General features: G+C 54.0%; 18 protein-coding genes. 4 read left to right on the plus strand and 14 right to left on the minus strand.

The genetic code is table 11. The features are described from left to right. Nucleotides 1-130: 130 nt before the first annotated feature. The 6 genes from LG300_RS14305 to LG300_RS14330 all read right to left on the minus strand — a co-directional run bounded on the left by LG300_RS14305 (nucleotide 131) and on the right by LG300_RS14330 (nucleotide 6710). Complete coding sequence (locus LG300_RS14305; RefSeq protein WP_404375978.1) at nucleotides 131-2935, minus strand: hypothetical protein; 2805 nt, start codon at nucleotides 2933-2935, stop codon at nucleotides 131-133. Next, entirely contained in the window at nucleotides 2928-3197 is a 270-nt protein-coding gene (locus tag LG300_RS14310) for a hypothetical protein (RefSeq protein WP_404375979.1), read from the minus strand. Before LG300_RS14310 ends, LG300_RS14305 begins: the two co-directional genes overlap by 8 nt. Next, nucleotides 3194-3385: a helix-turn-helix transcriptional regulator gene (locus LG300_RS14315; protein WP_404375980.1), complete on the minus strand. Its 192-nt coding sequence runs from the start codon at nucleotides 3383-3385 to the stop codon at nucleotides 3194-3196. The genes LG300_RS14310 and LG300_RS14315 overlap by 4 nt, the downstream gene beginning before the upstream one ends. 91 nt (nucleotides 3386-3476) lie before the next feature. Beyond that, a complete protein-coding gene (locus LG300_RS14320; protein WP_404375981.1) occupies nucleotides 3477-4211 on the minus strand; it encodes a hypothetical protein in 735 nt (244 codons plus the stop codon). A gap of 2 nt (nucleotides 4212-4213) precedes the next feature. Beyond that, nucleotides 4214-5503, minus strand: coding sequence for a tyrosine-type recombinase/integrase (locus tag LG300_RS14325; RefSeq protein WP_404375982.1), 1290 nt, complete (start codon nucleotides 5501-5503; stop codon nucleotides 4214-4216). Between the two features lie 265 nt (nucleotides 5504-5768). Beyond that, nucleotides 5769-6710 (minus strand): sodium-dependent bicarbonate transport family permease, encoded by a 942-nt coding sequence (locus LG300_RS14330; protein WP_404375984.1) that lies wholly within the window; start codon nucleotides 6708-6710, stop codon nucleotides 5769-5771. A gap of 137 nt (nucleotides 6711-6847) precedes the next feature. Here LG300_RS14330 and LG300_RS14335 point away from each other — a divergent pair, with 137 nt between their 5' ends. The 3 genes from LG300_RS14335 (at nucleotide 6848) to nhaD (ending at nucleotide 10767) form a co-directional block, all read left to right on the plus strand. Beyond that, nucleotides 6848-7816 carry a LysR family transcriptional regulator gene (locus LG300_RS14335; protein ID WP_404375985.1) on the plus strand — a complete coding sequence of 323 codons (969 nt, stop codon included), beginning with the start codon at nucleotides 6848-6850 and terminating at the stop codon, nucleotides 7814-7816. Between the two features lie 96 nt (nucleotides 7817-7912). Beyond that, on the plus strand, nucleotides 7913-8869 hold the full coding sequence (locus LG300_RS14340) for a calcium/sodium antiporter (protein ID WP_404375986.1): 957 nt from the start codon (nucleotides 7913-7915) through the stop codon (nucleotides 8867-8869). A gap of 419 nt (nucleotides 8870-9288) precedes the next feature. After that, entirely contained in the window at nucleotides 9289-10767 is a 1479-nt protein-coding gene (gene nhaD / locus LG300_RS14345) for a sodium:proton antiporter NhaD (protein ID WP_404375987.1), read from the plus strand. 58 nt (nucleotides 10768-10825) lie between these two features. Here the strand turns inward: nhaD and LG300_RS14350 are convergent, their stop codons facing one another. From LG300_RS14350 to LG300_RS14370, 5 genes are all read right to left on the minus strand, one after another. Next, complete coding sequence (locus tag LG300_RS14350; RefSeq protein ID WP_404378044.1) at nucleotides 10826-13345, minus strand: EAL domain-containing protein; 2520 nt, start codon at nucleotides 13343-13345, stop codon at nucleotides 10826-10828. Nucleotides 13346-13434: 89 nt separating this feature from the next. Further along, nucleotides 13435-14106, minus strand: coding sequence for a glutathione S-transferase (locus tag LG300_RS14355; protein WP_404375988.1), 672 nt, complete (start codon nucleotides 14104-14106; stop codon nucleotides 13435-13437). A 239-nt stretch (nucleotides 14107-14345) separates the two neighbouring features. Further along, entirely contained in the window at nucleotides 14346-14924 is a 579-nt protein-coding gene (locus LG300_RS14360) for an antibiotic biosynthesis monooxygenase (RefSeq protein WP_404375989.1), read from the minus strand. Nucleotides 14925-15040: 116 nt separating this feature from the next. Then, nucleotides 15041-15427 carry a hypothetical protein gene (locus tag LG300_RS14365; protein WP_404375990.1) on the minus strand — a complete coding sequence of 129 codons (387 nt, stop codon included), beginning with the start codon at nucleotides 15425-15427 and terminating at the stop codon, nucleotides 15041-15043. Nucleotides 15428-15435: 8 nt separating this feature from the next. Further along, entirely contained in the window at nucleotides 15436-15663 is a 228-nt protein-coding gene (locus LG300_RS14370; RefSeq protein WP_404375991.1) for a DUF2835 family protein, read from the minus strand. 72 nt (nucleotides 15664-15735) lie between these two features. Here LG300_RS14370 and LG300_RS14375 point away from each other — a divergent pair, with 72 nt between their 5' ends. Continuing rightward, complete coding sequence (locus LG300_RS14375) at nucleotides 15736-16392, plus strand: putative metalloprotease CJM1_0395 family protein (protein WP_404375992.1); 657 nt, start codon at nucleotides 15736-15738, stop codon at nucleotides 16390-16392. 20 nt (nucleotides 16393-16412) lie between these two features. Here LG300_RS14375 and LG300_RS14380 read toward each other — a convergent pair whose 3' ends face one another. From LG300_RS14380 to LG300_RS14390, 3 genes are all read right to left on the minus strand, one after another. Beyond that, nucleotides 16413-18116, minus strand: a complete 1704-nt coding sequence (locus tag LG300_RS14380; protein WP_404378045.1) for a putative bifunctional diguanylate cyclase/phosphodiesterase — start codon at nucleotides 18114-18116, stop codon at nucleotides 16413-16415. 279 nt (nucleotides 18117-18395) lie between these two features. Next, a complete protein-coding gene (locus LG300_RS14385; RefSeq protein WP_404375993.1) occupies nucleotides 18396-20348 on the minus strand; it encodes a methyl-accepting chemotaxis protein in 1953 nt (650 codons plus the stop codon). A gap of 416 nt (nucleotides 20349-20764) precedes the next feature. Beyond that, nucleotides 20765-22519, minus strand: coding sequence for a bifunctional diguanylate cyclase/phosphodiesterase (locus LG300_RS14390; protein ID WP_404375994.1), 1755 nt, complete (start codon nucleotides 22517-22519; stop codon nucleotides 20765-20767). Between the last annotated feature and the right edge of the window lie 35 nt (nucleotides 22520-22554).

Here is a 22554-nt window from a genome sequence, read left to right on the forward strand (position 1 = left end):
TGGGGAGTCTGATTGGTTAGATTTCCCCTGTTTTGCTATAGGTATCTTTAAAGGTTCTGGGTGGCTATTTCATGACGGTAGAAACAAGACTCCCCAGACTTACCAAAGCAACCATTTTAGATAATAGATGTTAGACGTTCTCAATTACCCAAGCGGCAACGCCTCCCCGACCATTGCGTTTACGCAAGCGCCTTTCATTAACCACGCGGTCAGCTCGGAACTTGAGTATATTCCCTACCGTGCGAACTGTTAGCTGCCTTGCTGTCTTGAACTCCGTTATGGTTTCCGCCAATGCCTGTTCAGCATCCGGCAAGGCGAAGTCTTTTAGCTGGGGGTCGTGATAGTTATCGTGGATCTTCTTCACCTCCTTAGCGGTGAAGGGATCGGCACCGAACACATCAGCCAGCGCGCACAGCAGCGCGTCTAACTGTTCCTGTTCAGGGTCAGCCGCTTGGGCAGCATCTACCGCTTCCATCGGGTCGGTATACTCCCCCAGCAAGTCAAAATGACGGGCTACCCATGCCACCGGCTGCCTTACCATCAAGTCCCATGCTTCAAAGCTCGCCATGTTTCCCGGTGCTGGCGCATCACCAGACGCCAGCCAGCCACGAATAACGGTCAGGGCATCGGCTACCATCCGTTGGCGGTGGTGCTGGCAATACGCCTCGGGATCCAGGTCAAATTGACGGGCAAAGGGTCTATCCGTTTCGGGATCAATACGGCACTTGAGAACGCGGCGCGGTAAATCCCCGGCCAACGTCAGGTTATTACCGGTCAGCAGCCAAAGCGCTTTATTGGGCACGTTAGCATGGCCAGTTTTGCCTAGTATGCGGTCGCTGTAATGCTGGGAAGTCAGCGCGCCAGCCAGGGCGGCGCTATCAAATACGCCAATGACGTTATCCCATATCACCGCACGGGTGCCGGTCATCAGGATGGTCATGATACGCTTGCGGATTTCTTCATCATCGCGGGCGTGGGTATGCGGCCATATCGTAGGCACTTCCCCCAGCGCCAGCACAGCCACGCACTTAGCTAGCAGGGTCTTACCGCTGCCTTGAGTGGGCGCGTCAAAGCCAACGGCGGGCGCGGTGGGTAGAACGGGGCGAACGGCGGCTGTCAGTAGCGCAGCAAGCAAAACGCCCTTATCTACGGGGCCTACTAGCGGGAAGTCGGCAAACGGCTTCATCAGGCGTTCTAGCGCCGTTTCGACCTGCTCCCCGGTCGGGTGCATGGGCACCGGGTGGATTTCGTCGCCTTCCGCCTCTAACAGCAGGCCGGTAGCTTCATCAAAGCCGGGGCGGTTCAGCAGCGAGCCATCAAGGCGCAAGGTAGGTGCGGTGATAATGGCGTTCAGCGGCTTCAACGCGCGGCGCTCACCAAGGGATAGCAGGGCCTTGGCCACGCTTACCGGGGGATCCTCTAGCACCTCCACATGATTCCCGTTATTCAGCTTATGCCAGCGCCAGAATTGTATAGCACCACCAAGCCAATGCTTCAGGGCGTGTTCATCCAGTGGATAAACGCGACCATCGGTAGCGTTCACCAGCGGCCCGCCAAAGTCGAACACATCCGGGGCACGGCGCATGATAGCCAGCACTTGCTCCACCGCTTCCACGGTACGCCCTCTGACCAACTCTACTCGGGCGGGCGGCCTGCTCAGCTTGTACGTTTTACCGCCATGAGCAAACGAATACAGACGCGGACGAGCACCCATCAGATACAGCTTGCCCACCGTCTTACCGCCTTGGTATTCCGGTTCGATTGGGTCAAGCGTCAGGCTATTGTGATAGCGCTCAGGGTTATCCAGCACATCCCCAACGGTTAGCGCTTGCTGGCTGCCATTGTCAGCCACCAGCATGATGGGGAAGTCCCCGGCCAATACGCCATTACTCAGGGCGCGCTTTACGGTTTCCCGGCTCTGCTCTAGCGTTTCGTCGCTGGCCTCACTGCCTGCCATTTCGCTGGCGCGGGTTTCGATATAGTCCGCTTGCACCATATCGGCTCCAGGCTTGGCGGCAAGCATTGCCGCTACCTTATTTTTTTCAGCAGCGGCCAAGGTAGCGGGATCCGGGTCGGGGATTACCGCTTGGGTATCCAGCACAGCCACCACACCACCAACGGGCACCGGCTCGCCTCGCTGTTGCTCTAGCGGCGGGATACATTCAGCACCGGCGGCAAAGTCCAGCCGGTTGGCTTGGTAAACGCTGGCATCCAGCAGGGTGCGCTTCAACCGTTGGCCAGCAGCGCCAACTTCTACCCAACCATGGCCAGCAGCCCAAAGGTAGGTTTGCAGCGCCTTACCGGCCCGCTCAATATCTCGGGCATCCAGCGCCAGCCAGTACAGCCGTTGACCACGCAGCCCGGTTAAATCATCGCCGGTTTCCGTGTTCACAATATGGCTAGACGATGAAGGCCACCACAGCGCGCCAACGTCAGCCAATGCGGGCACGACTTCATGAAGGCAAGCCAGCAGGTCATCACGGGAAAGCGTGTTCGCACCATCGCCGGGATCATAATCGGCCATCATCACACCAGCGCCAGCAGGCCATGAAAAATGCTCCTTACTGCGGGGGATAGGATCATCAGGGCGGCCCGCTTCCAGCCAGCGGCGCTTAGATACCAGCCCGGTATTCATGCGCTCAGGGCGGCCATAGGCCAGCGCTTGGTTGGTCTTGAGCGATTGCAGCAAACGGGCAAAGGTCGCCAGACTATCCACGCTTTCAACGGCGGCGCTGCCTTGTGACATATCCCCGCCTGGATCCTTCACCAGCTCGCCATCATTAGCCAGCCGGTAACACTTAGCCAACCGTGCCGGTTTCGTTGACGTGATAATGGTCAGGGCGGCGGTAACGGTGCTATTCTTTTCGGGTGAAGTAATATCTTGGGCCTCGCCAGTGGTTGCAGCCACAGCGGGGCTATTTTCTGCGCTAGTCATCAAGGCTACCTCCCTGCTCAATCACAAACGCCATCAGCTTGGCGCGTTCCTCTCGGGTGGGCGTATAGCGGCCATACCATGACGGTTCCCCGTCTTTTGTCGTAAACGGTACGCGGTCACAATCAAGGTCAATTTCCAGCTTGCGGCGCAACACTCCGATAAAGTGGGGGCCATTACTGGCTGGCGCTATCCGGTCAGCCTGTTCACGGGTAACGGGGCCTTTTGCCAAGGCGGCGGCTAGTCGAATTAAGCGGCGGCTCATGACACCACCTCCCCGCGCTGGGCTTCCCATGCTTCAAGGTCAGATAAGCGCCAGCGGGTACAGTTGGGGCCAAGTCGGTGGGGTTTCGGGAAGTCAGGGCGTTCACGCGCCCAACGCCATACGGTGGGCACCGACACCGCTAGACGGGCGGCGGCTTGGCGAACGGTCAGGTAGGTATAGTGGGGCATAGCGATTTACCTCATATCTTATGGGTTCGCTACGCATCATCGTTTTTAAGCTTCTGTATTGGACGGGAAAAAACAGAATCCTTTTTTTCCTCTAGCGCCTTTCCCCCTTCAGGTCAGGATCCGCTTCAGGTAGTTGTTCACGCAGTTGGCACCACTGTTCACGCCATTCATCGGGAATGAAGCCTTGCTCTCTCCATCTTTGGAAGTGTTCTTCTTCCAGATTGGCGGGCGGTATTGGCACGTCCCTCAGGTCAACTTCCATGCCAAGGGTGGCAGCGGCCTTTTTTAACTCATCAGGATGAAGGGACGACCTCTTGTAAGGCTTGCGCCATCGCTTAACGTATTCTTTTTGGAGTGTGCTGGCCTTGTGCCTAACATAGTAGGCAGCGGCTTTGCTTGCGGCGGCCTCGATAGTGTCTCCATAAAATATCAGATTGGCCATTAATATCATGGCATTGGTTTTTGTCTGCTCCTTAGTTATTTTTGCTGGCGTACCGGCTGGCGCTTCACCATTAAATCGCTTGGTAGCGACTTCACCCATGTAACGCCAAAGCACCGGCGGCGGCATAAGGCCATGCTGGTGACAGTACATAACAGCAAGGTCAATATGGTAGGGGTTACGCTCTGTTAGCCAGCGATAAATCAAGCCCGCTACAATGTCGCCTTCATCCCAGCCCAAGGCATTACGCGCTTCAAGCTTGGCGTATGCGTATTCTTTCTGTGCTTGACGCTCGGGCGTAAGCTTTTCAAGCTTTTCATGGATCCGCCATTCTTCATCCAGCATGTCTAGCTGGCGCTTATATTCTTCCGTCTCTAGCGCTTTCATCGTTACGCCTCCCTACGAATAGCAGTAACGCTGGCGCTGGCCTTGGCCGGTTCTGCGCAGTAGTCAGCCCATGCAGTCATCAGCTTGGTACGCTGGGGCAGCAATTCATCACGGGCATAGGCGGCGCGGGTGGCGTCGCTATTGACGTGGGCAAGCGCCAATTCACTGACTTCATCGGGATAGCTTGAACGGTTGCGCGCCCAATCCTTGAACGCACTGCGGAAACCATGGGGCACCACCGGGCGGCCATCGGTGGGATCCGTGTATTGTTCGCCGCCTTCCTTCTCTTTGGTGGCGTTCATCCGCTTCACGGTGGCCAATATGGTCACATCGCTAATTTTGCCCCCACGCACCGCCGGGAATACCAATGGCTGGCCTTGCATACGGGGCAACGCTTCCAGCAGGGTAACAGCGGCGGGTGATAGCGGTATTCGGTGGGGCTTGCCTGCCTTCATGCGGTCAGCCGGGATAGTCCACACCTTGGCGCTCAGGTCGATTTCATCCCAAGTGGCACCGCGTATTTCACCAGACCGGGCGGCGGTCAGAATGGCAAACTCCAGCGCCCTAGCGCCCATGCCTTCACGGGTGCGTAAGTCTTGCAGGAACTCGGGGACACGCTGCCACGGCAAGGCTGGGAAGTGTCGCTTGCCTTTTCCTACTTTGGCGGGCTTAGCCAGCACTGCATCAAGGTTGCCTTGCCAGCGGGCCGGGTTATCACCATTGCGATAGCCACGCACAGCAGCCCACGCCAGCACGCTCTCAATACGCTGGCGAACACGGGTCGCGGTTTCGGTTTTCTTTTCCCATATTGGCTCCAGTGCTTTCAGGACGTGGGGCAATTCCACATCACCAACGGGCACTTCCCCGATATGAATAAAGGCGTAACGCTTTAGCGAGCCAATCCAGTCTTTACGGTGCTTGGCGTTTCGGAACTCTTTTTCTTTGGTGGCGTGATACTGTTCAGCCGCTTCCCGAAACGTCAGGCGCTTGGCTTGGGCGGCAATATGGGCGGCGCGGGCGGCTTGGCGCTCTGCTACCGGGTCGATACCTTGCGCCAGCTTTTCGCGTAATTCTCGGGCCTTATTGCGGGCGTCACCAAGAGAAACGGCGGGGAAGCTCCCCAACCCAAAGCCACGGCGGCGCTGGCCTACCATCACGCGCAATACCCACGAACGCCCACCACCGGGACTAACTTGTAACAGCAGGCCGGGCACTCCCCCTACGGGGTGGAAGCCGGGGCGGTCTATCCGCTTCACTTCAGCCGCGCTTAACTCTTTCGCTACCTTTGGCATTACCCTTTCCCCCTATACGCCATCCCATTAGCCAACCTATTAGCCATAAAAGATAGCATAGGGTGATATTTCTTGATACGCCACAAGACAAGGAAAGCCAGGAAACACAAGGGGTTCAGCAGGTTACGGCTTCAGCATAGCATGGTGTGATACCGCTCAAAGGGGGACGCCGCCTCCACCAGACACCCCTACAAATCAAGCACCTACGGGTGCTTTTTTTGTGTCTGGGCGCTTAGTCAAGCGCCCAGCGAACCACCTTGCGTTATCAAACCAGTAGCCACTCGATCAACTGATGATAGAGCGGGATACCCAGCATAACGTTCAGCGGGAAAGTGATGCCTAGCGATGCCAGCATTGCTAGGCCAATATTGGCCTGGGGAATAGCAGCGCGCATGGCGGCCGGAGCGGCAATGTAGGAAGCGCTTGCTGCTAACGCTGCCAAAATCACCACCGACCCTATCGGCAGCCCCACCAACGCTCCCACCAAAATCCCGAGTAGCGATAAGCATAGCGGTGTGACCAGAGCAAAAGTCACCAGCCGCCAATGGTGCCACGGCATAGGACGCAGGGTTTGCGCGGCGGTTAAGCCCATTTCCAGCAGGAACAGCGCCAATACGCCTTTGAACGCTCCGGTAAAGAGTGCTGTCACCTCTTCCCCCTTGAACGGGCCATAGAGCGCGCCGATCACTACGCCGCCAGCGAGTAGAATCACGCCGCGGTTAGTAAAGGTTTCGTGCCATAGTTTGCTAGTGCTCTCTTTTACCGCCGCGCCTTGGTGACGCCTAAAGAGGGCAATGGCGATCATAATCGCGGGCAGTTCCATCGCTACCAAGTAGAGTGTTACTTCGCTACCTACCAGTAGTTGGCGCGCCTCTACGTATGCAAGCGCCACCGCGAAGGTACCGGCACTCACCGAGCCGTAGTGGGCAGCAATACTGGCACTATCGGCGGCAGAGAGGCGCACAAACCGGCGCAGTACCGGCATCAATAGCAGCGGAATCAACGCAGAGAGTAGCGCAACCCCTAACAGCTCAGGCACCAGACCCCAGTGCAGATTGCCATACAGCGCCATACCACCTTTCAAACCGATGGTCAGCATCAATAGCAAGCTGAGTGTGTCATAGGTGGCCTTAGGCACCTGCAGGTCAGACTTCACTGCACCTGCCAATAGCCCTAGCAGGAAGAACATCACCACAATATCTGGCATCGCTACCGCTCCGTTGTTTTAAAGAAAGCTGCATTTTGCGGGCGACACTGCTAGATAACTAATAATATATTGCATAAAAAACATAGATAATTATCTATACAGACTGCTGAACACCGCTGACAAGAGAGGGCTGGCACATGAATATTCGTCACTTAACGTTCCGCTTACTGCAAGTGTATGTTGCCGTGGTGCGTTACGGCTCTATTAGCGAGGCGGCACGCCAGCTCCATCTCACCCAGCCAACGGTGTCGCAACAGCTAAAACGGCTGAGCGATGCGGTTGGCAGCCCGCTACTTGAGCATCACGCCCAAGGCTTAACCATGACCGCTACTGGCCAAGCCTTATATCAGGCCAGCCGCGATGTGCTCGGCCGCTTTGACGACTTTGCCGATCAGCTAAGTGAGCTGCAGTACGGCAGTAAGGGGCGTTTCAGCATTGCTTTGGTGAACACCGCGCAATACGTGCTACCACGCCTGCTGGGGCCATTCAGCCAAGCTTTTCCAGAGGTGGATGTGACGGTCAATATCGGTAACCGCCGCCAAGTGCTAGCGCGTTTTGAGCGCCAGGAGGATGACCTCTATGTGTTTAGCCACCCACCCGCCCTTGCCCATGCGGTGGCGGCACGCTTTATGCGTAATCCGCTGGTGGCTATTGCCGCCGCCAACCACCCTCTCGCCCAATGCTCAACGGTAGCCATGGAGCAGTTGCTGAATGAACGCTTACTGCTGCGTGAGCCCGGTTCCGCATCGCGTATGCTGCTGGAGAGCTGGCTGCAGGAGCATGGCCTGACCATGCGTAAAACCCTGCAAATGGCCAGCAACGAGGCCATTCGGGTGGGCGTTGCCGCGAATATGGGAGTTGCCGTCCTATCGGAACATGTACTGCCAAACGAGCACCCTGAGCTGACGGTACTCCCCGTTGAAGGACTGCCCATTGAGAGCCACTGGCAGTTTATTGTGCGTAACGACCAGCGCCTGCCGCAGTCGGCCCAACGCTTTTTGCACTATGTTCACGGGCACCTGGAGCAGTGGATAGAGCCGCGCTTTGTATGCAACGAGTTGATCACCTTGCTTGAGGCTTACCCCACTTTCCCACTGCGCGCATAAAGGCCTTGTCAGGGGCTTTGCAGCCATACTGAAGCCAGCTAATGTAATAAGCCTACGCTTAGCATATAGCTGAGCCGACCAATAAGGATATGACACATGCTGTATGGGTTAAGCTTGCTAGCCGGTATTGTGCTGTTATTTCTAGGAGGGGAGTCATTGATTCGCGGCGCCGTGGCTGGCGCAAAGCGTATAGGGGTCACACCACTGCTCACTGGCTTAGTGGTGGTAGGCTTCGGGACCTCCGCCCCGGAGCTGGTGGTTTCGGTGGATGCCGCTATTCGAGAGCAACCGGATATCGCCGTGGGCAATATCGTGGGGAGCAATATCGGCAATATCCTGCTTATTTTGGGGTTATGTGCCGCTATTTGCCCGATGAGTGTCCATCCGCTAGCCCTGCGTCGGGATGGGGTAGTGGTGGTAGCCGCTAGCCTGCTGTTCATCGTGCTGGCATGGAGCGGTGCGTTAAGCCGCTGGGAAGCAGCGCTATTGCTGGCATCACTCACTACTTATCTTATTTGGGCCTACCGAACCGAGCGTGATCAACCACTGCCAGCAGCTGAGATGCACAGCGCCGAAGCCGATGAGCTTTCCGCCGTTCCTCGCTCTACGGCAACCATTATTGGTGCCCTGGCCATTGGTCTTGCTATGCTGATTGGCGGCTCGCAGCTGCTGCTATACGGCGCAACTGGCCTGGCTCAGGCAGTAGGGATTTCCGAAGCGGTGATCGGCCTCACCATCGTTGCCGTTGGCACCTCGCTGCCTGAAATGGCCGTATCGGTGATTGCCGCATTACGCCGCCATGCCGATGTTGCCGTCGGCAATATTCTCGGCAGCAACATCTTTAACCTGCTTGGCATCCTGGGTATTTCCGCTTTTCTCCAGCCGCTGCCGGTTGCCGAGCGGGTAAGCCAATTCGACCAGTGGGTGATGCTAGGCTCAGCGGGCCTTCTGCTACTGTTTCTCTATACCGGTATGCGCCTATCGCGCTGGGAAGGCACCGCGCTGCTGGGTGGCTACGCAGCTTATATTGCACTGAGCTTTACTGTGTTTTAACGCTCATGGTCAGGAAGCTCGAAGCCCGCTTCGTTGTAATAGCGTAGCGCTCTGGGGTCACACTCTCCCACCAGGCAGGTAGCGGCCCTGACCGCCACCTGCCTGTGCGATACTTGCCGACTGCTAGCGTTCATCCCGCTCTCTGTTATCCTAGCTCTATATGCCAATAGCGCCTGCACAGCTCGGTTATTAAGCGCGCTGGGGCGACTATCGTCTAACTAACAGGGAAGAATTAACTCTTTACAGTATCTAGCAGAATTTACTATTAGCGAAACGGATAATTTCCAAAAAAAAGACGTAATAACTTACTTATCAACGACTTTCATTCGGTTTTATTCCGTATTGCAACGCAATATAGCTTGTTAAACTGGCGTCGCTTATTCCCCCTTTCTTTTAACCCCTATAAGGATAAACACGCCATGCTGACGTTACATCGTGACCCAGGCCAGCCTCGAGATACTCGTTGCTGGCCTTTTTTGTTAGCATCCTTACTACTTTTTGTTAGTCCAGCAGCGTTTGCCGTGACAGGCGAAATCGATCTAACCACTTCGGCGGTTGGTTTTTTTGCGGTGGTCATCTTCGTCCTGGCCTATGCCTTGGTCATGGCGGAAGAGAAGATCCACATGCGCAAATCTAAGCCTGTGCTGGTGGCTGCCGGTATCATTTGGGGACTCATTGGCTGGGTATATGTTCAGAACGGCATGTCGGATACGTCGGAGTACGCATTCCGCGTGACGCTTCTGGAGTTTACCGAGCTAATGCTGTTCCTGCTGGTTGCCATGACGTATATCAACGCCATGGAAGAGCGCCGGGTATTTGATGCACTGCGCTCTTGGATGCTTCGTAAAGGCTTTAATTACCGGACGCTTTTCTGGTTAACCGGTGGCCTCGCCTTCGTTCTCTCCCCCATCGCCGACAACTTAACCACCGCACTCCTAATGTGTGCAGTCGTCACTAAAGTAGCCGAAGGCGATAAACGCTTTATTAACCTTGCCTGTATCAATATTGTCGTGGCGGCAAACGCAGGCGGTGCCTTTAGCCCGTTTGGTGACATTACAACACTGATGGTTTGGCAAGCAGGGCTTATTCAGTTCCAGGAGTTCTTTATCCTGTTTATCCCCTCGCTGGTGAACTTCCTCATACCAGCAGTGGTAATGAGCCTGTTTATTAAAGACCAAAAGCCCAGCAGTGTTTATGAAGATGTACAGCTCAAGCGCGGCGCACGGCGCATTATCGCCCTTTTCCTGCTCACCATCGTCACAGCGGTATTGTGCCATACGCTGCTACACCTCCCGCCGGTACTGGGTATGATGACCGGCCTGGGCTACCTGCAGTTTTTTGGCTACTACCTGCGCCAAAGCCTACCCCGCTCGCTGGAACGTAAGCGTGAGCGCTATAGCCGCCTGGGCGATAATAAGAAGCTGGAGCAGCTGGGTGGCGTGGTACCTTTCGATGTGTTCAACCGTGTTGCCCGGGCGGAGTGGGACACGCTGCTGTTCTTCTACGGGGTTGTGATGTGCGTAGGCGGCCTAGGCTTTATGGGCTACCTGGGGCTGTTGTCGGAAGCACTCTACACCGGCTGGAACGCTACCTGGGCGAATATTGCTCTTGGGGTCGTGTCCGCGGTAGTGGATAACATTCCGGTGATGTTTGCCGTCCTGACCATGGAACCCGATATGTCCCACGGGCATTGGCTGCTGATCACCTTGACAGCGGGCGTGGGCGGTAGCTTGCTGTCAATTGGATCGGCTGCTGGTGTGGCGGTAATGGGGCAAGCGCGCGGCTCTTATACATTCATGGGCCACCTACGCTGGTCGCCAGTGATTCTGCTGGGCTATATCGCCAGTATTATGGTTCATATGTGGCTCAATGCGGAGAGCTTTGCCCTGTTTGGCTAGCCACTATAGTAGGAAATGAGAAAGCACAGCCCGCCCAGCTCACCCCTGGGCGGGCTTTTTAATAAGCTTCAAAAAGATAATCAATAGGCGTAGGTCGCCCAAATAGATAGCCTTGATAGCGATAGCAACCGTGGCCTTTCAACCAGTTGAGCTGCTCTTTTTTCTCAACGCCCTCTGCAACTACGGTCAGTCCTAAGCTGACCGCCAGCAAAATCGTCGTATCGACAATCGCTGCATCGGCCTTATCAGTGAGCAGTTCGCGGATAAAGGACTGATCTATTTTCAGCTCATCCAACGGCAGGCGTTTTAAGTAGCTAAGCGATGAGTAACCAGTACCGAAATCATCCAGCGCAAAGCGGATACCCTGGGCGCGTAGCTTCAACATGGTATTACGCACTCGGGTAGGCTCACGCATCAGTAGGCTTTCCGTCACCTCTAATACCAAACGCCCAGGGGGAGCTTGCGTTTGGGCCAGTATCCCTTCCACATCGCGGATAAATTCTGGTTGCTGAAATTGCACCGAACTAACGTTAACGGAGATCGTCAAGCCAGCATACGACGGTTGCTCAGCCCATTTAGCCAACTGTTCGCAGGCAGACTGCAGCACCCAGCGTCCGATAGGTACAATCAACCCGTTCTCTTCGGCCAGAGGAATAAACGTGCCTGGGGAAACCCAACCCCGCTGGGGGTGATACCAGCGCAGCAGCGCCTCTACACCGGTAGTCACCCCCTGATGGTCAATCTGAACTTGATAGTGCAGCGCTAGCTCGTTGCGGGCTAGTGCCTGGTGTAAATCACCCTCTAGGCTAGCTCTCTCCAGAACGCTGGTTTGCATATCAACATTAAAAAAGCGCAGCGTATTACCACCGGCGGTTTTTGCTTGCTGTAGCGCCATATCGGCCTGCTGCAGCACGCCGTTCATGCCATGGTCAACACTGTTAAATAGCGTAATACCAATACTGGCACTGATGGGTAACGCTCGATCGTTGCGCAATTGGGCAACCGCTTCCAGTAGTTGGCGCGCTAACTTCTCGGTATTGGCTGCCGCTTCGCTTTGCTGTTCTCCTAAACCGTTCAGCAGCACAACAAACTCATCACTACTAAAACGCGCTAACGTGGCGTCGCCGGTAAGCCGCTGCTGTAGCTTCTGAGCGACGTTAATCAGCAGTTGATCACCACTTTCGTGCCCCTGTATATCATTCACTAAGCGAAAATTATCCAGATCTACAATCAAGACCGCACTATGCCCACACGCACCGCCAGAGGGATCGGTAACCTCGGCAAGCGATTCTAAGAGTAAACGGCGGTTCGGCAGACCCGTCAGCGCATCGTAAAACGCAAGATGATGGGTTCTAGACTGCATTTCGAGATATTCCGTTAACTCCGTAGAAATACCGCAGAGGCAGGGCGCTTCCTCTGGGGCCATTTTAAGCGGCATTTTAATCGATAGAAACGTGCGAACTCGCTCTTCTCCTTTCAGTACATTGTGCTCTTCCACGGTCATTTTTTTTCCCGAGGCCAGTACTTGGCGATCCACTTCAGCCATCCCTGCCGCGCTGGCCGTGTCGAAGAACTCATCGTCACCTTTACCGATAATATGTTCGACTGGGCGATTAAATAGCTCACTTATCTGACGATTAACGTAGCGATATTTCATCGCTGGCGTTTTGATATAAATATAGGCGTCAACGCTATCCAAAATAGTGGTTAATAAAGTCTCATTTGTTGAGAGACGTGCATGATTGATCGCAACACGACGTTTGAGTAACAAAGCAGCGCCTAGTGTGGCCGCCAGTACACATAACAGTAGGCCAACCAACCACCACAGCCACTTAGGCACAAGCGCGCCAGACGAGGGCGAACGCCATGCGCTGAGCGTCCTGTAATAGACCGAATTCATATCGTCCTTCCAGCTCAGCAGGACAGAATCAATACGCTCAAGCACGTGGGTCGAGAGCTGGGGAGAAGCAGCATAAAATAGCCGAGAGGGTTGAAAAATAATGGGCGTTTTGTGCAGTCCATAGTCACGCGCCCGCCAATCGCCGAAGAGGTGGTTGGTTGCTACAGCCTCTGCACTGCCATTGGCCACTGCCTGAAAACCCGCTGCAAAACTGTCTACCGGCAGCCACGTCACAGCAATATTAAATCGCTCGGTAATGGATGCTAAATATTGCTGCTGGATAGACCCTTCAACCACTGCGATGCGGCTCTGCTCAAGATCAAGAATAGCCTCTATCTGGCTATCGCTAGACTGATAGAGCTGTGACCAGCTGTGCATTACCGGCTCACTATGGAACGCCAAGCGCTGGGCGCGCTCTTCGCTCCAAGCCACATCTGGCAGAAGATCAATCTCGCCCTGCTCCAATAGTGTTAAGCACTCTTGGAAGTCACAAGCACGGCTTTCAAGCTGCCACTGCTCTTGCTGAGCCATCGCTTCTAAAAGCTCGCCTAATACGCCCCTGAGCTGCCCCTGCTCGTCAGCAAATAGTTTAGGAGGGTTGTGGTATACCCCTACCCTAAGCGTCTCATTAGCCAGCGAACCCTCACTCCAACTTACCGATGTAAGCAATACAATTATGAGTGTCCCGTAGCGTTTTAAGTACTCTACGGGCAGTTTGTCTAGCGCCCTACTTGGCGCAAACACTCCCTTGCGCACCATAGCAGCAATTACTCACCTGGCATTGTTAGCGGGCCAGCACGCTCCACAACGCGCTGCCAAGCCGGATCACTTTCGACACGCTCAATAAAGGCAGAAATTGCTGGGTAAGATGACAATGAATGCGTGGCTGCCACCGCTTGCAAGGGAAAGCTCATTTGGATATCTGCACCGCTCGGCCACTGGCCTGCAAAGTTACCGCGTTCAGAGAGGTGAGATTCAATTAGAGCGAGATGCTGTTTCAATTGAGGCTGAATAAAGCGTTGCTGTACCGTTGAGCTAATACCTTTAGCCAAAGGCTTAATGAACCACGGAGACTGCTTAGGAAGTTGGCTAAAGACCAAACCCATGACTAACAGCGGCATTAGGGAGCCTTCTGCGTAATGCAGCCAATAGCGGTAATTTACCCACTCTTCGCCCTCATCGGCAGCGGGCTGCAAGCGCCCATCCCCATAGCGACTCACCAGATAATCAATAATTGCCCCCGACTCCGCTACCGTTAGATCGCCATCGGTAATCACCGGCGATTTACCCAGCGGATGAACCTTTTTTAATGCGTCTGGAGCTTGCAGGGTTTTAGGATCTCGCTGGTAAATCTCAATGTCATAATCAACGTTTAACGCTTCTAAAAGCCATAAAATACGGTGAGAGCGAGATTTTTCTAAATGGTGGACGCGAATCATAACTACTCCATGAGGTGACTTGGTACACTAGCATTAAGCCAGTATCAGTTATCCATTGACTGCAAGCCTTTCCAGCTTAGCACTATTGCAGCGTTGAACCCCACGGAGAAAGCAGTAACCTACTTAATATTATGGCAAGCGCATGTCTTGGTATTGTCATTATTTTTTATGACATGCGATTAAGCTTTTGTTTTAAAAAGTGATTGGTGAATTACCAGGAAGTTAAACAGGACAGCTACTTATGTTCTATGCTGCTGCCGAAAGCGGGTAAACAGATCCATGGGCGACCATTTCCCTTGTAACCAAGGTGCTAGTAAACGCATTGATAGCGGGATAAACACAAACACCATGACGGGGGTCAGCATCATCGTGCTCACCAGCACCCTAGGAATAAGCGGCCACTCGACCAAAATGCCGCCAAACGTCCACTGAAATAAGAGAGAAATAGGGAAGAATGCCAACCAGACCGCCACGGCTTGCTTCCAGCGTGGTGGGGTAACGCCAGGGCTTACTTTAAACCAAGCATCCAAGCCTGTTGCTCGATGCTCGTGAGGCGCCTCGTATAAACCTTTACCACGCTCAAGCCAGGCATGGCGAGAAGCCGAATGCTCCCAAACAGCAAGGGTTTCCTGGCTATCAAAGCGGAACACAATCTGATACTCATCATCTTCTTTAGGGGGTGCCAATACACCAGACCCTAAATAGCCAGGAAAGTCAGTCGCCAGTTCACGACCTTCATTCAGCCAGCGATTAAAGTCCTGGTAGCGGCCATTAGCAACACGGCGGGCAACCATGAGCGTGACAGGTGAGGCAGACATGGGTAATCTCCTAATGTGTAAGCAGCTATTGCCGGGTAGGCGAGCTACAGGCATTCAGGTGGGTACCCCTGAAGCGCGTGCCACATTATAAAGGCAATATTAGTGCCATGTATGTATTACCACCGACGCGGGAGTGGATGGCGCTGCTCACCGCGCTGAAATGCTCGAACATGCTGGTAAATATCAATAGCACTTTGAATCGCATCTGCTTCTAGTGCATCTGGCTCGATTACGGGGCCAGTCACACCTCCCTCCTTTCGCAGCACTTCGTCTACATCCGCACGGTAGCGATCTAACAGGTGCTCTATATTCATGCGGATCCGGTGCAGCTCTAAATTGAAGGCTTGACGCTGCTCGGTTCGCTTGAAGATATCAAGAGGGTTTTCCGCCGACTCAATCAAGCTATCTAAGGTGTTGCAAACTAAACGCTCGGCGGTATTCAAATTGGGAATGACGGAGTAAATAAGCTCATACAACGTCATTTGTGCATCATATTGGGGCATAAACAGGCTCAACAGCGATTAACTGGAACAATATCGTGAAAACGGCCCTGTTCGGTAAATGTTAACCGAAACACGCCATGCACCCCTTCCTTACCCACTACGCGCCTCAGCGCCTGAGCGGGAAATACAACCCAACGACCATCCACACTGCGTGTACGCACATTGTCGTACTGCCCCTCATAGTGAGCAAGGCATTCGTTGACACTTAGATGAATAATGACGTCTATTGAGGGCATAACATTGCGCAATTCGACTGGCTCGCAGATACTCTATGCTAACTGAAATGGCCTAACCATCGGTAATCGCTTATGGATATTTCTACTCTAAATGCGTTTTCCGCCTACTCCTCTGTGGGTTGGCCTGCCTCTCCCATGCCCTTAGCTCGGGTAGAGCGACACGAGGCTGATGGCCAGCGCTCGAAAATCGACGACAAGCTTGCGGCCAAAGAAGCGGACGTTGGTTCAAGTGAGAATACTAAAGAGCTCGAAGAGAGCAGCGAGCCAACGGCAGGTCCTACACGTCCAGATGGTACGCCATTAGCCCCCGAAGAGATCCAGCAGCTTGAGCAGTTAAAGCAGACTGACCGAGAGGTACGTCAGCATGAAATGGCCCATCAAACGGCAGGAGGCCCTTACACAGGAGGAGCCTCTTATGAGTATGAAGTTGGCCCAGATGGAAAACGCTATGCAGTCGCTGGTGAGGTTCCAATTGATTACGGCCCCGTACCCGGTGACCCACATGCTACGGTCGAAAAGATGCAGACGGTGATTGCCGCCGCAATGGCGCCTGCTGACCCGTCGCCAAAGGATCTGCAAGTTGCTGCCCAAGCGCGACAGTACCTGCTTGAAGCAAAGCTAGAGGCGGCACAACAGCAGAGCGAGATGAACCAAGCACGTAGTGAACAAGCACGTAGCGAACAGGAGAGAGTAACAACCGGTGATGCACCACCCGTACAGGCGGCTTAACCGACACATTATTTAACTTGCTAAAGCGTGGCTAATGCACGCCACTCATGCTGCTCACTCCAATGGGTTAGCCACTCAGAGATTGCTTCTGGTGGCATCGGCCTAGCAATACCGTACCCCTGGGCTAGCTCGCATCCGAGAGACATCAGCGCTTTAGCATGCTCAAGTGTCTCTACCCCTTCCGCCAGCATGGGGCGCTTGAAGCGATTCGCCATATAAATAACGCTCTCCACAATTGCCATATCGTCTTGGTCGCTGAGCATATCGCGCACAAAGCTTTGGTCAATTTTAATTAAATTGATAGGCAGTTGGCGTAAATGGGTTAGCGACGAGAACCCCGTACCAAAGTCGTCGATGGCAAAACTAACCCCCAACGCTTGGCAGCTGGCCATATTTTTGAGGGCTACCTTGATATCATGCATTGCCGCACTCTCCAGCACTTCAAGCTTTAACAGTGAAGGCGAAACTGTTGGGTAGCGTGCGAGCAGTTCTGCTAAGCGTTGGCTAAAATTGCTCACCAGAAGATGCGTGGGACTAATATTGACATTAATGGGTAAGGCAATACCGTCGCTCTGCCATAGAGCAAGCTGCTGCAATGCATGTTCAATAACCCACTCACCCAGGTCTATCTCCAGTGGCGTAGCATCAATAAACGATAAAAACTGCCCAGGAGAGAGCAAACCATGCTCTGGGTGCTGCCAACGAATCAGCGCCTCAACCCCTACCACTTGGCCACTGCGCATATCAACTTGCGGCTGATAGAAAAGCCGCAGCTCACCATGCTTCAGCGCATCCATAAAGCGTTGGCGCTGTTCGTGTCGCACCTGAAGCAGCAGGTCATGAGTAGGATCAAAAAGATGGTATGTGTCCCGACCCCGCTGCTTGGCGCGGTACATGGCTTGGTTGGCATGGCGTAGCAACACATCGCCCTGGGCGTGATCGCTAGGGTAGCGGGTAACCCCTAGACTGGCGGTCAGGTAAATGGCCTGGCCTTCCACAAGCAACGGCTGGCGAATGGAGGCCAAGAGCTTTTCAAAAAATGCTTCCTCAACGCTGTGGTGAAGCAACAGTACAAACTCATCGCCACCGACACGCGCAAGCACATCATCACCAAATAGCAGATGACTAATGCGCTGCGCAAAGGCCGATAACAAAGCATCGCCCACCTCAGGGCCAAGGCGTGCATTAATGGCGTGAAAGTGATCAATATCCAGTGAGCAGATCGCCAAAGGCAGTTGTCGGCTTTCTGCGTGTTGGATCGACTCTTGAATCAGCTGGGTTAACAGCTGCAAATTTGGCAACCCAGTCAGCGCATCAAAATAGACTTCTCGGTTCAAGTGGCGGGCATGGGAGGGAATAGCGGAGAGGTCAGCAACGACAATGACATGGTGATCAATGTGCCCCTGCTGATTTCGCACCCGATTGATCGACATCATCCCTGGGTAAAATTTGCCATCATGGCTACGATAGCTTATCTGGCTTTTACTTCGATCTCGTAGTTGCAACTCTTCACGTATTGAGCGGTTAGTACGACTATCATCAAGCGGCAAAATACTAAAGGCTTCTGGCGATCTGCCCCGGACATCATCAAACGTTAGGCCCGTTAGCTCGTAGAATGCAGGGTTAGCATCCACGATAAGGTTATCAGCATTGGTAATAATAATAGCTTCGTTGGCATAACGAAATGCAGACTCTGCCGGCGTTAGCGGCGTATTGGAATCGATAACTGACGGTGCGGCGCTAAAGGCCAATGGCCCACGCTGGGCAGCCGAATTAGCGGATGAATGAGGCAAAGACTGCTCCTTAGGATCGTTCAAGGGCGTACACATACGTCTCTGCTCTCCTTTATAAACAGTATAAATTTAATGACTTTCAGTCATATTAACACTGCCTAACCCTACGTGTTGTTAAAACAAACGGGGCACATACTTATGGCTACATCGATCAAAACCTGTCCTCCGACAGAATAGAGGGAGCATAAAGCTCCCCCGGAACGCTATCATTTAGTAATTTTCGCTGTAAGCGAGCTGTTGGCTCTCGCTTGATGACAGATCATGCACCTGATAACGACTAATCAACGTAGTCATTTCCTCAGCTTGTCCATCTAACGAACGGCTAGCAGTGGCCACTTGCTCAACCAACGCGGCATTTTGCTGAGTGACATCTTCAAGCTGCGCCATGGCATGACTAATCTGTTCAACTCCTGCCGACTGTTGGTGACTAGCAGTGGCAATTTCATCTACCAGTGCCGCCACTTGCTGAACGCGCTCGGCTATCTGCTCTAATGTATCACTCGTTGTCGTCACCAGCGTTTCGCCCTCGTTGATACGTGCAACATTATTATCAATCAGGCGACGGATCTGGTTGGCCTCTTCAGCGCTGCGGCTAGCAAGTTTACGCACCTCGTCGGCCACAACGGCAAACCCACGGCCATGCTCACCTGCGCGCGCAGCCTCTACCGATGCGTTAAGTGCCAGCAGGTTAGTTTGAAAGGCAATATTATCGATGGCCGTCACAATGGTGGTGACCTGTTCGTTAGCCTGATGAATATGCTGCATTGCCTCCCGCGCCTGCGCTGCTACTTGCGTGGCTTCTTGAGCCTGGGTAGCAACATCTCCGGTCATACGTTGCGCCTGATGCGCATTGTCTGCATTTTGCCGTACAGTAGCGGTCATCTGCTCCATACTAGACGCTGTCTGTACCAGCGAAGCGGACTGCTCTTCAGTACGCTGAGCAAGATCCTGATTACCCTGAGCAATTTCATTGCTGGCAAGAGCCACCGACTGGGCGTTGCGCTTTATATCGGCAATCAGCCGCTCAGTTTGTGCGGAGGCATCGTTAACTGCCTGATAAAGTTTAGAGAGTTCATCACTGCCAGGCACTGGCAAACGCTGCGTCAAGTCATCGCCACGCTCTGCAATGCTTACCAGTGCACGCTGCAGGGGCCGCGTCATGGTGCGCACGATCAGTACGGCCATGATAATAGCGATAGCCGTAGCGGCTATCGCAACCGCTAAGTACCACCATAAGTCGCTCTGGGCCTGCTGCTTGAGTTCGTCCGTTTTCGCTACAACCGATGCCAACACACTGTCTTCTAGTGTCTTTAAGCGGCCAATTTTTACTGTTTGCCAGTCGAACCACTCTTCAGAGCTTACTCCGAAACCTTCCGACTGCTGAATCGCTAACGCACGACGCTCTAGCACGCGCTCAATATCAGGGCCGCTCAGCGCTGCTTCTAACGCCTCACGATTTTCCGCATTAGACAGAACACGAAATGTCTCTAAGAATGCCTGCTCTTCACCTATTAACGCCAACAAGCGCTGTAGCGTTGCTGCTGGCATCGCATCGGCAGCAAACACATTGGAGAGTAACGCTCGCTCAATACCCGCCAAATCTTTCGCTTCTAGCAAATTATAGTAAGCCGCTAACTTTCGGGTGATGGTGCCTTCCCCCGTCAAATGGGCAAGCTCGCCGACCAACACCATTAGCAAGCTATTAAGGTTGGTATAGTGAGATAACGCTTCAGGCAGCGCCACGCTGAGCTGATCCACCTGGCGACGTAACCCTTGATTACCTTGCCATTGCTGCTCAATCGCTGATAGTTGGTTATTAATGCTAGCGCTTAACAGCTCTTCATCTAGCTGGTCGCGCTGTTGAAAAAACGCCTCTGCTGCCGTATCTGTTTCCGGCCGCTGCTGGCGCAACTGCTCGACAAAAGCATTTCCCTGGCTGCCCAAAAAGCCCGCCGTCATGCCTCGCTCACGCTGCACCTGGTGCACCCAGCCCCCTGCTTGTTGAGCCAGTGCGGTTAGTGCTTGTATACGGGACAGCTCGTTAACTGCGGCTTGCCGAGCGATCACCCCACTAGTGGCAAACCATCCTAGTGCTATCAAAGGAAGCACCAGTACAAGGGCAAATTTAAACCGCATGGGTAAGCGGTGGAGAATATCTTTCATTACGTTGCTTAGCCTCAATTTGCATCGTTCAGGGAGGTAAGCGGCGTACTCGTTTTTTTATTGGCCTGCACAGACTGTTTATTTTTCAAGTTTGCCGCATTTTGCCGGGCAATTAAACTCAATTAGCTGACAAAACAGCCTGAGTGTATAGCGATAAGCAAAACATATCTTGACCTGTATCAGCCTGTCAGCCGACTCAGGAGGCAAAGCGCCAAGAACGGGATAAGTGGGTTAAGGGCATGGAATGATCAAAGTAGCCTAGTGCCCTTATCACGCCCTAAGCGTCATTTACCCGCAAGTGCTTCACAATAGGTTTACGCCCTCTCCGCTCGCTGAGGGTGCTCCTGCGCCCCCCCCCTCCAAGCGTAGATAGCTATGACCGGCCGAGTGAGCACATGGCCAAATGAGCTACCCCATCAATGATACACGCCCACACAGCAGCCACGGCGCTCAACAAAGAGGCTGTTGCCCGCGATCTTTTTAGCTTGATGTTTAAGTTCGGAGAGTTGGGCGGCAATATCCAGCGCTTTACAGGGGCCGGGGCTGGTAACCGGTTTGACCGCAATGGAGACGCTCACAAAGGGGAAGAACCTCACGTCACCCTGACGGCTCTCTATGGTGATACCGCCCTGTTGACGATCGCTTTCCTCGTAAAAACCGGGGGCCATGACCTCAAAGGAGTAGAGAATTTGTTGGCAAACGGTTTCCCAGTGGCCCAGCGGTAGCAGCATCATGAAGTCATCGCCGCCGATATGGCCGATAAAGCCACCCGCACTCTCCACCTGAGCCTGTAGCAGCCTTGAGAGCGAAATAATCACATGGTCGCCGCGGGCGTAACCGTAGGCATCGTTAAACGCTTTGAAGTTATCCAGATCTACATAGGCGGCGGCGAATCCGCTGTCTTGGGATAAATAGGAAGCCAGCGTTTCATTAATCAGAATGTTGCCGGGCAACCCGGTAAGCGGGTTGGCGTGGCGGGCTTGGCGCACCTGAATCGCGGTAATCTCGCGCAAGAGATCGACGATGTTCCCCATACCGAGGTAGTGGCCATCGCTATCAACGATCACGAAATCTTCCTGCTCGATATCACGGCTATCGGTAAGTTGCTGGCTGAGCGCTTCCAGAGAGAGGTCAGCCTCCGCCACGATCATTTTAGGATCGGCAATTTCTAGCACGCGGCGCCTCGCATACAGGGCGTGGCTGTACTGATTGGTGAACAGGGTTAGAAAGGCGTTGCGGCGTACCACCGCCACGGGAACGCCCTCTTCGATCACTGCTACACAGCGCAAACGCGGGTCCTCGCGAAAACGCTCGGCAAGCGCAGGCACCGAACAGGTCGCCGACACACTCTCAATAGGCCGCAAAATGGAGTGTGCGGTGCGCCCTGCCGGGCTTTTTAGCTGCGTGGTGGCGGGTAGCAGCATATTAAGCTGCATCGGGGGCTGGGGGCTTGGACGAGCAAAGTAGAAGCCTTGTAGCAGCGCCAGCCCGCGATCCAGCTCCCACAGGCAAAGGTGCTCGGCGGCGGTTTCTACCCCTTCCGCAATAAGCTGGCAATCCAGGCTACGCGCCACGTCTAGAATAGAGCGCAGAAACTCCCGTTTGGCGGGTTCTTGATCAATACCGGAGATAAAGTGGCGGTCTAGCTTAACGAAATCGGGCCGCAGTTCCGACCAGTGGCGTAAGCTGGAATGCCCCGCACCCAGGTCGTCCAGCGCCACCTGAAAGCCCATATCGCGGTAGTGGTCGACCGCTTGGCGCATCAAGTCGTAGTCGTGAATTGGAACGTGCTCGGTCAGCTCAATAACCACCCGCTCAGGGGGCAACCCACTCTCCTGGATAAAACTCAGCGTTAGCCCTTCGCGGAAATCCCGCTCCACGATGGTCAGCGGCATCACGTTGAGAAACAGCAGCCCCGGCAATTCAAGCTCGGCAAAGCGGCGAATAGCAAGCCGACGGCAGAGTAAATCCAACTCCACCAGCAAGCCAGCTTGGGTCGCCACATCAAAGAGCCGCAACGGTGAGCGTAATGGAGAGTTTTTGGGGCCTCGGATCAGCGCCTCATAGCCGTAAATGGCCTGCTGACTCGCGTCCACAATCGGCTGGAACAGCACGTTTAGCTCTTCTGCCGCAATAATTTTATTTAGCCACTGCGCTTCTTGTGCGGTCATATGCCTGCTGCCCTATCCAACGTCCACTATTCCTA

It is taken from the genome of Vreelandella aquamarina, from assembly GCF_044805175.1.
GTDB classification, from domain to species: Bacteria; Pseudomonadota; Gammaproteobacteria; order Pseudomonadales; family Halomonadaceae; genus Vreelandella; species Vreelandella aquamarina_B.

Coding starts and splice junctions, on each gene's coding strand:
- LG300_RS14305 (WP_404375978.1), bottom strand. CDS start 2,935: ATGACTAGCGCAGAAAATAGCCCCGCTGTGGCTGCAACCACTGGCGAG.
- LG300_RS14310 (WP_404375979.1), bottom strand. CDS start 3,197: ATGAGCCGCCGCTTAATTCGACTAGCCGCCGCCTTGGCAAAAGGCCCC.
- LG300_RS14315 (WP_404375980.1), bottom strand. CDS start 3,385: ATGCCCCACTATACCTACCTGACCGTTCGCCAAGCCGCCGCCCGTCTA.
- LG300_RS14320 (WP_404375981.1), bottom strand. CDS start 4,211: ATGAAAGCGCTAGAGACGGAAGAATATAAGCGCCAGCTAGACATGCTG.
- LG300_RS14325 (WP_404375982.1), bottom strand. CDS start 5,503: ATGCCAAAGGTAGCGAAAGAGTTAAGCGCGGCTGAAGTGAAGCGGATA.
- LG300_RS14330 (WP_404375984.1), bottom strand. CDS start 6,710: ATGCCAGATATTGTGGTGATGTTCTTCCTGCTAGGGCTATTGGCAGGT.
- LG300_RS14335 (WP_404375985.1), top strand. CDS start 6,848: ATGAATATTCGTCACTTAACGTTCCGCTTACTGCAAGTGTATGTTGCC.
- LG300_RS14340 (WP_404375986.1), top strand. CDS start 7,913: ATGCTGTATGGGTTAAGCTTGCTAGCCGGTATTGTGCTGTTATTTCTA.
- nhaD (WP_404375987.1), top strand. CDS start 9,289: ATGCTGACGTTACATCGTGACCCAGGCCAGCCTCGAGATACTCGTTGC.
- LG300_RS14355 (WP_404375988.1), bottom strand. CDS start 14,106: ATGATTCGCGTCCACCATTTAGAAAAATCTCGCTCTCACCGTATTTTA.
- LG300_RS14360 (WP_404375989.1), bottom strand. CDS start 14,924: ATGTCTGCCTCACCTGTCACGCTCATGGTTGCCCGCCGTGTTGCTAAT.
- LG300_RS14365 (WP_404375990.1), bottom strand. CDS start 15,427: ATGCCCCAATATGATGCACAAATGACGTTGTATGAGCTTATTTACTCC.
- LG300_RS14370 (WP_404375991.1), bottom strand. CDS start 15,663: ATGCCCTCAATAGACGTCATTATTCATCTAAGTGTCAACGAATGCCTT.
- LG300_RS14375 (WP_404375992.1), top strand. CDS start 15,736: ATGGATATTTCTACTCTAAATGCGTTTTCCGCCTACTCCTCTGTGGGT.
- LG300_RS14385 (WP_404375993.1), bottom strand. CDS start 20,348: ATGAAAGATATTCTCCACCGCTTACCCATGCGGTTTAAATTTGCCCTT.
- LG300_RS14390 (WP_404375994.1), bottom strand. CDS start 22,519: ATGACCGCACAAGAAGCGCAGTGGCTAAATAAAATTATTGCGGCAGAA.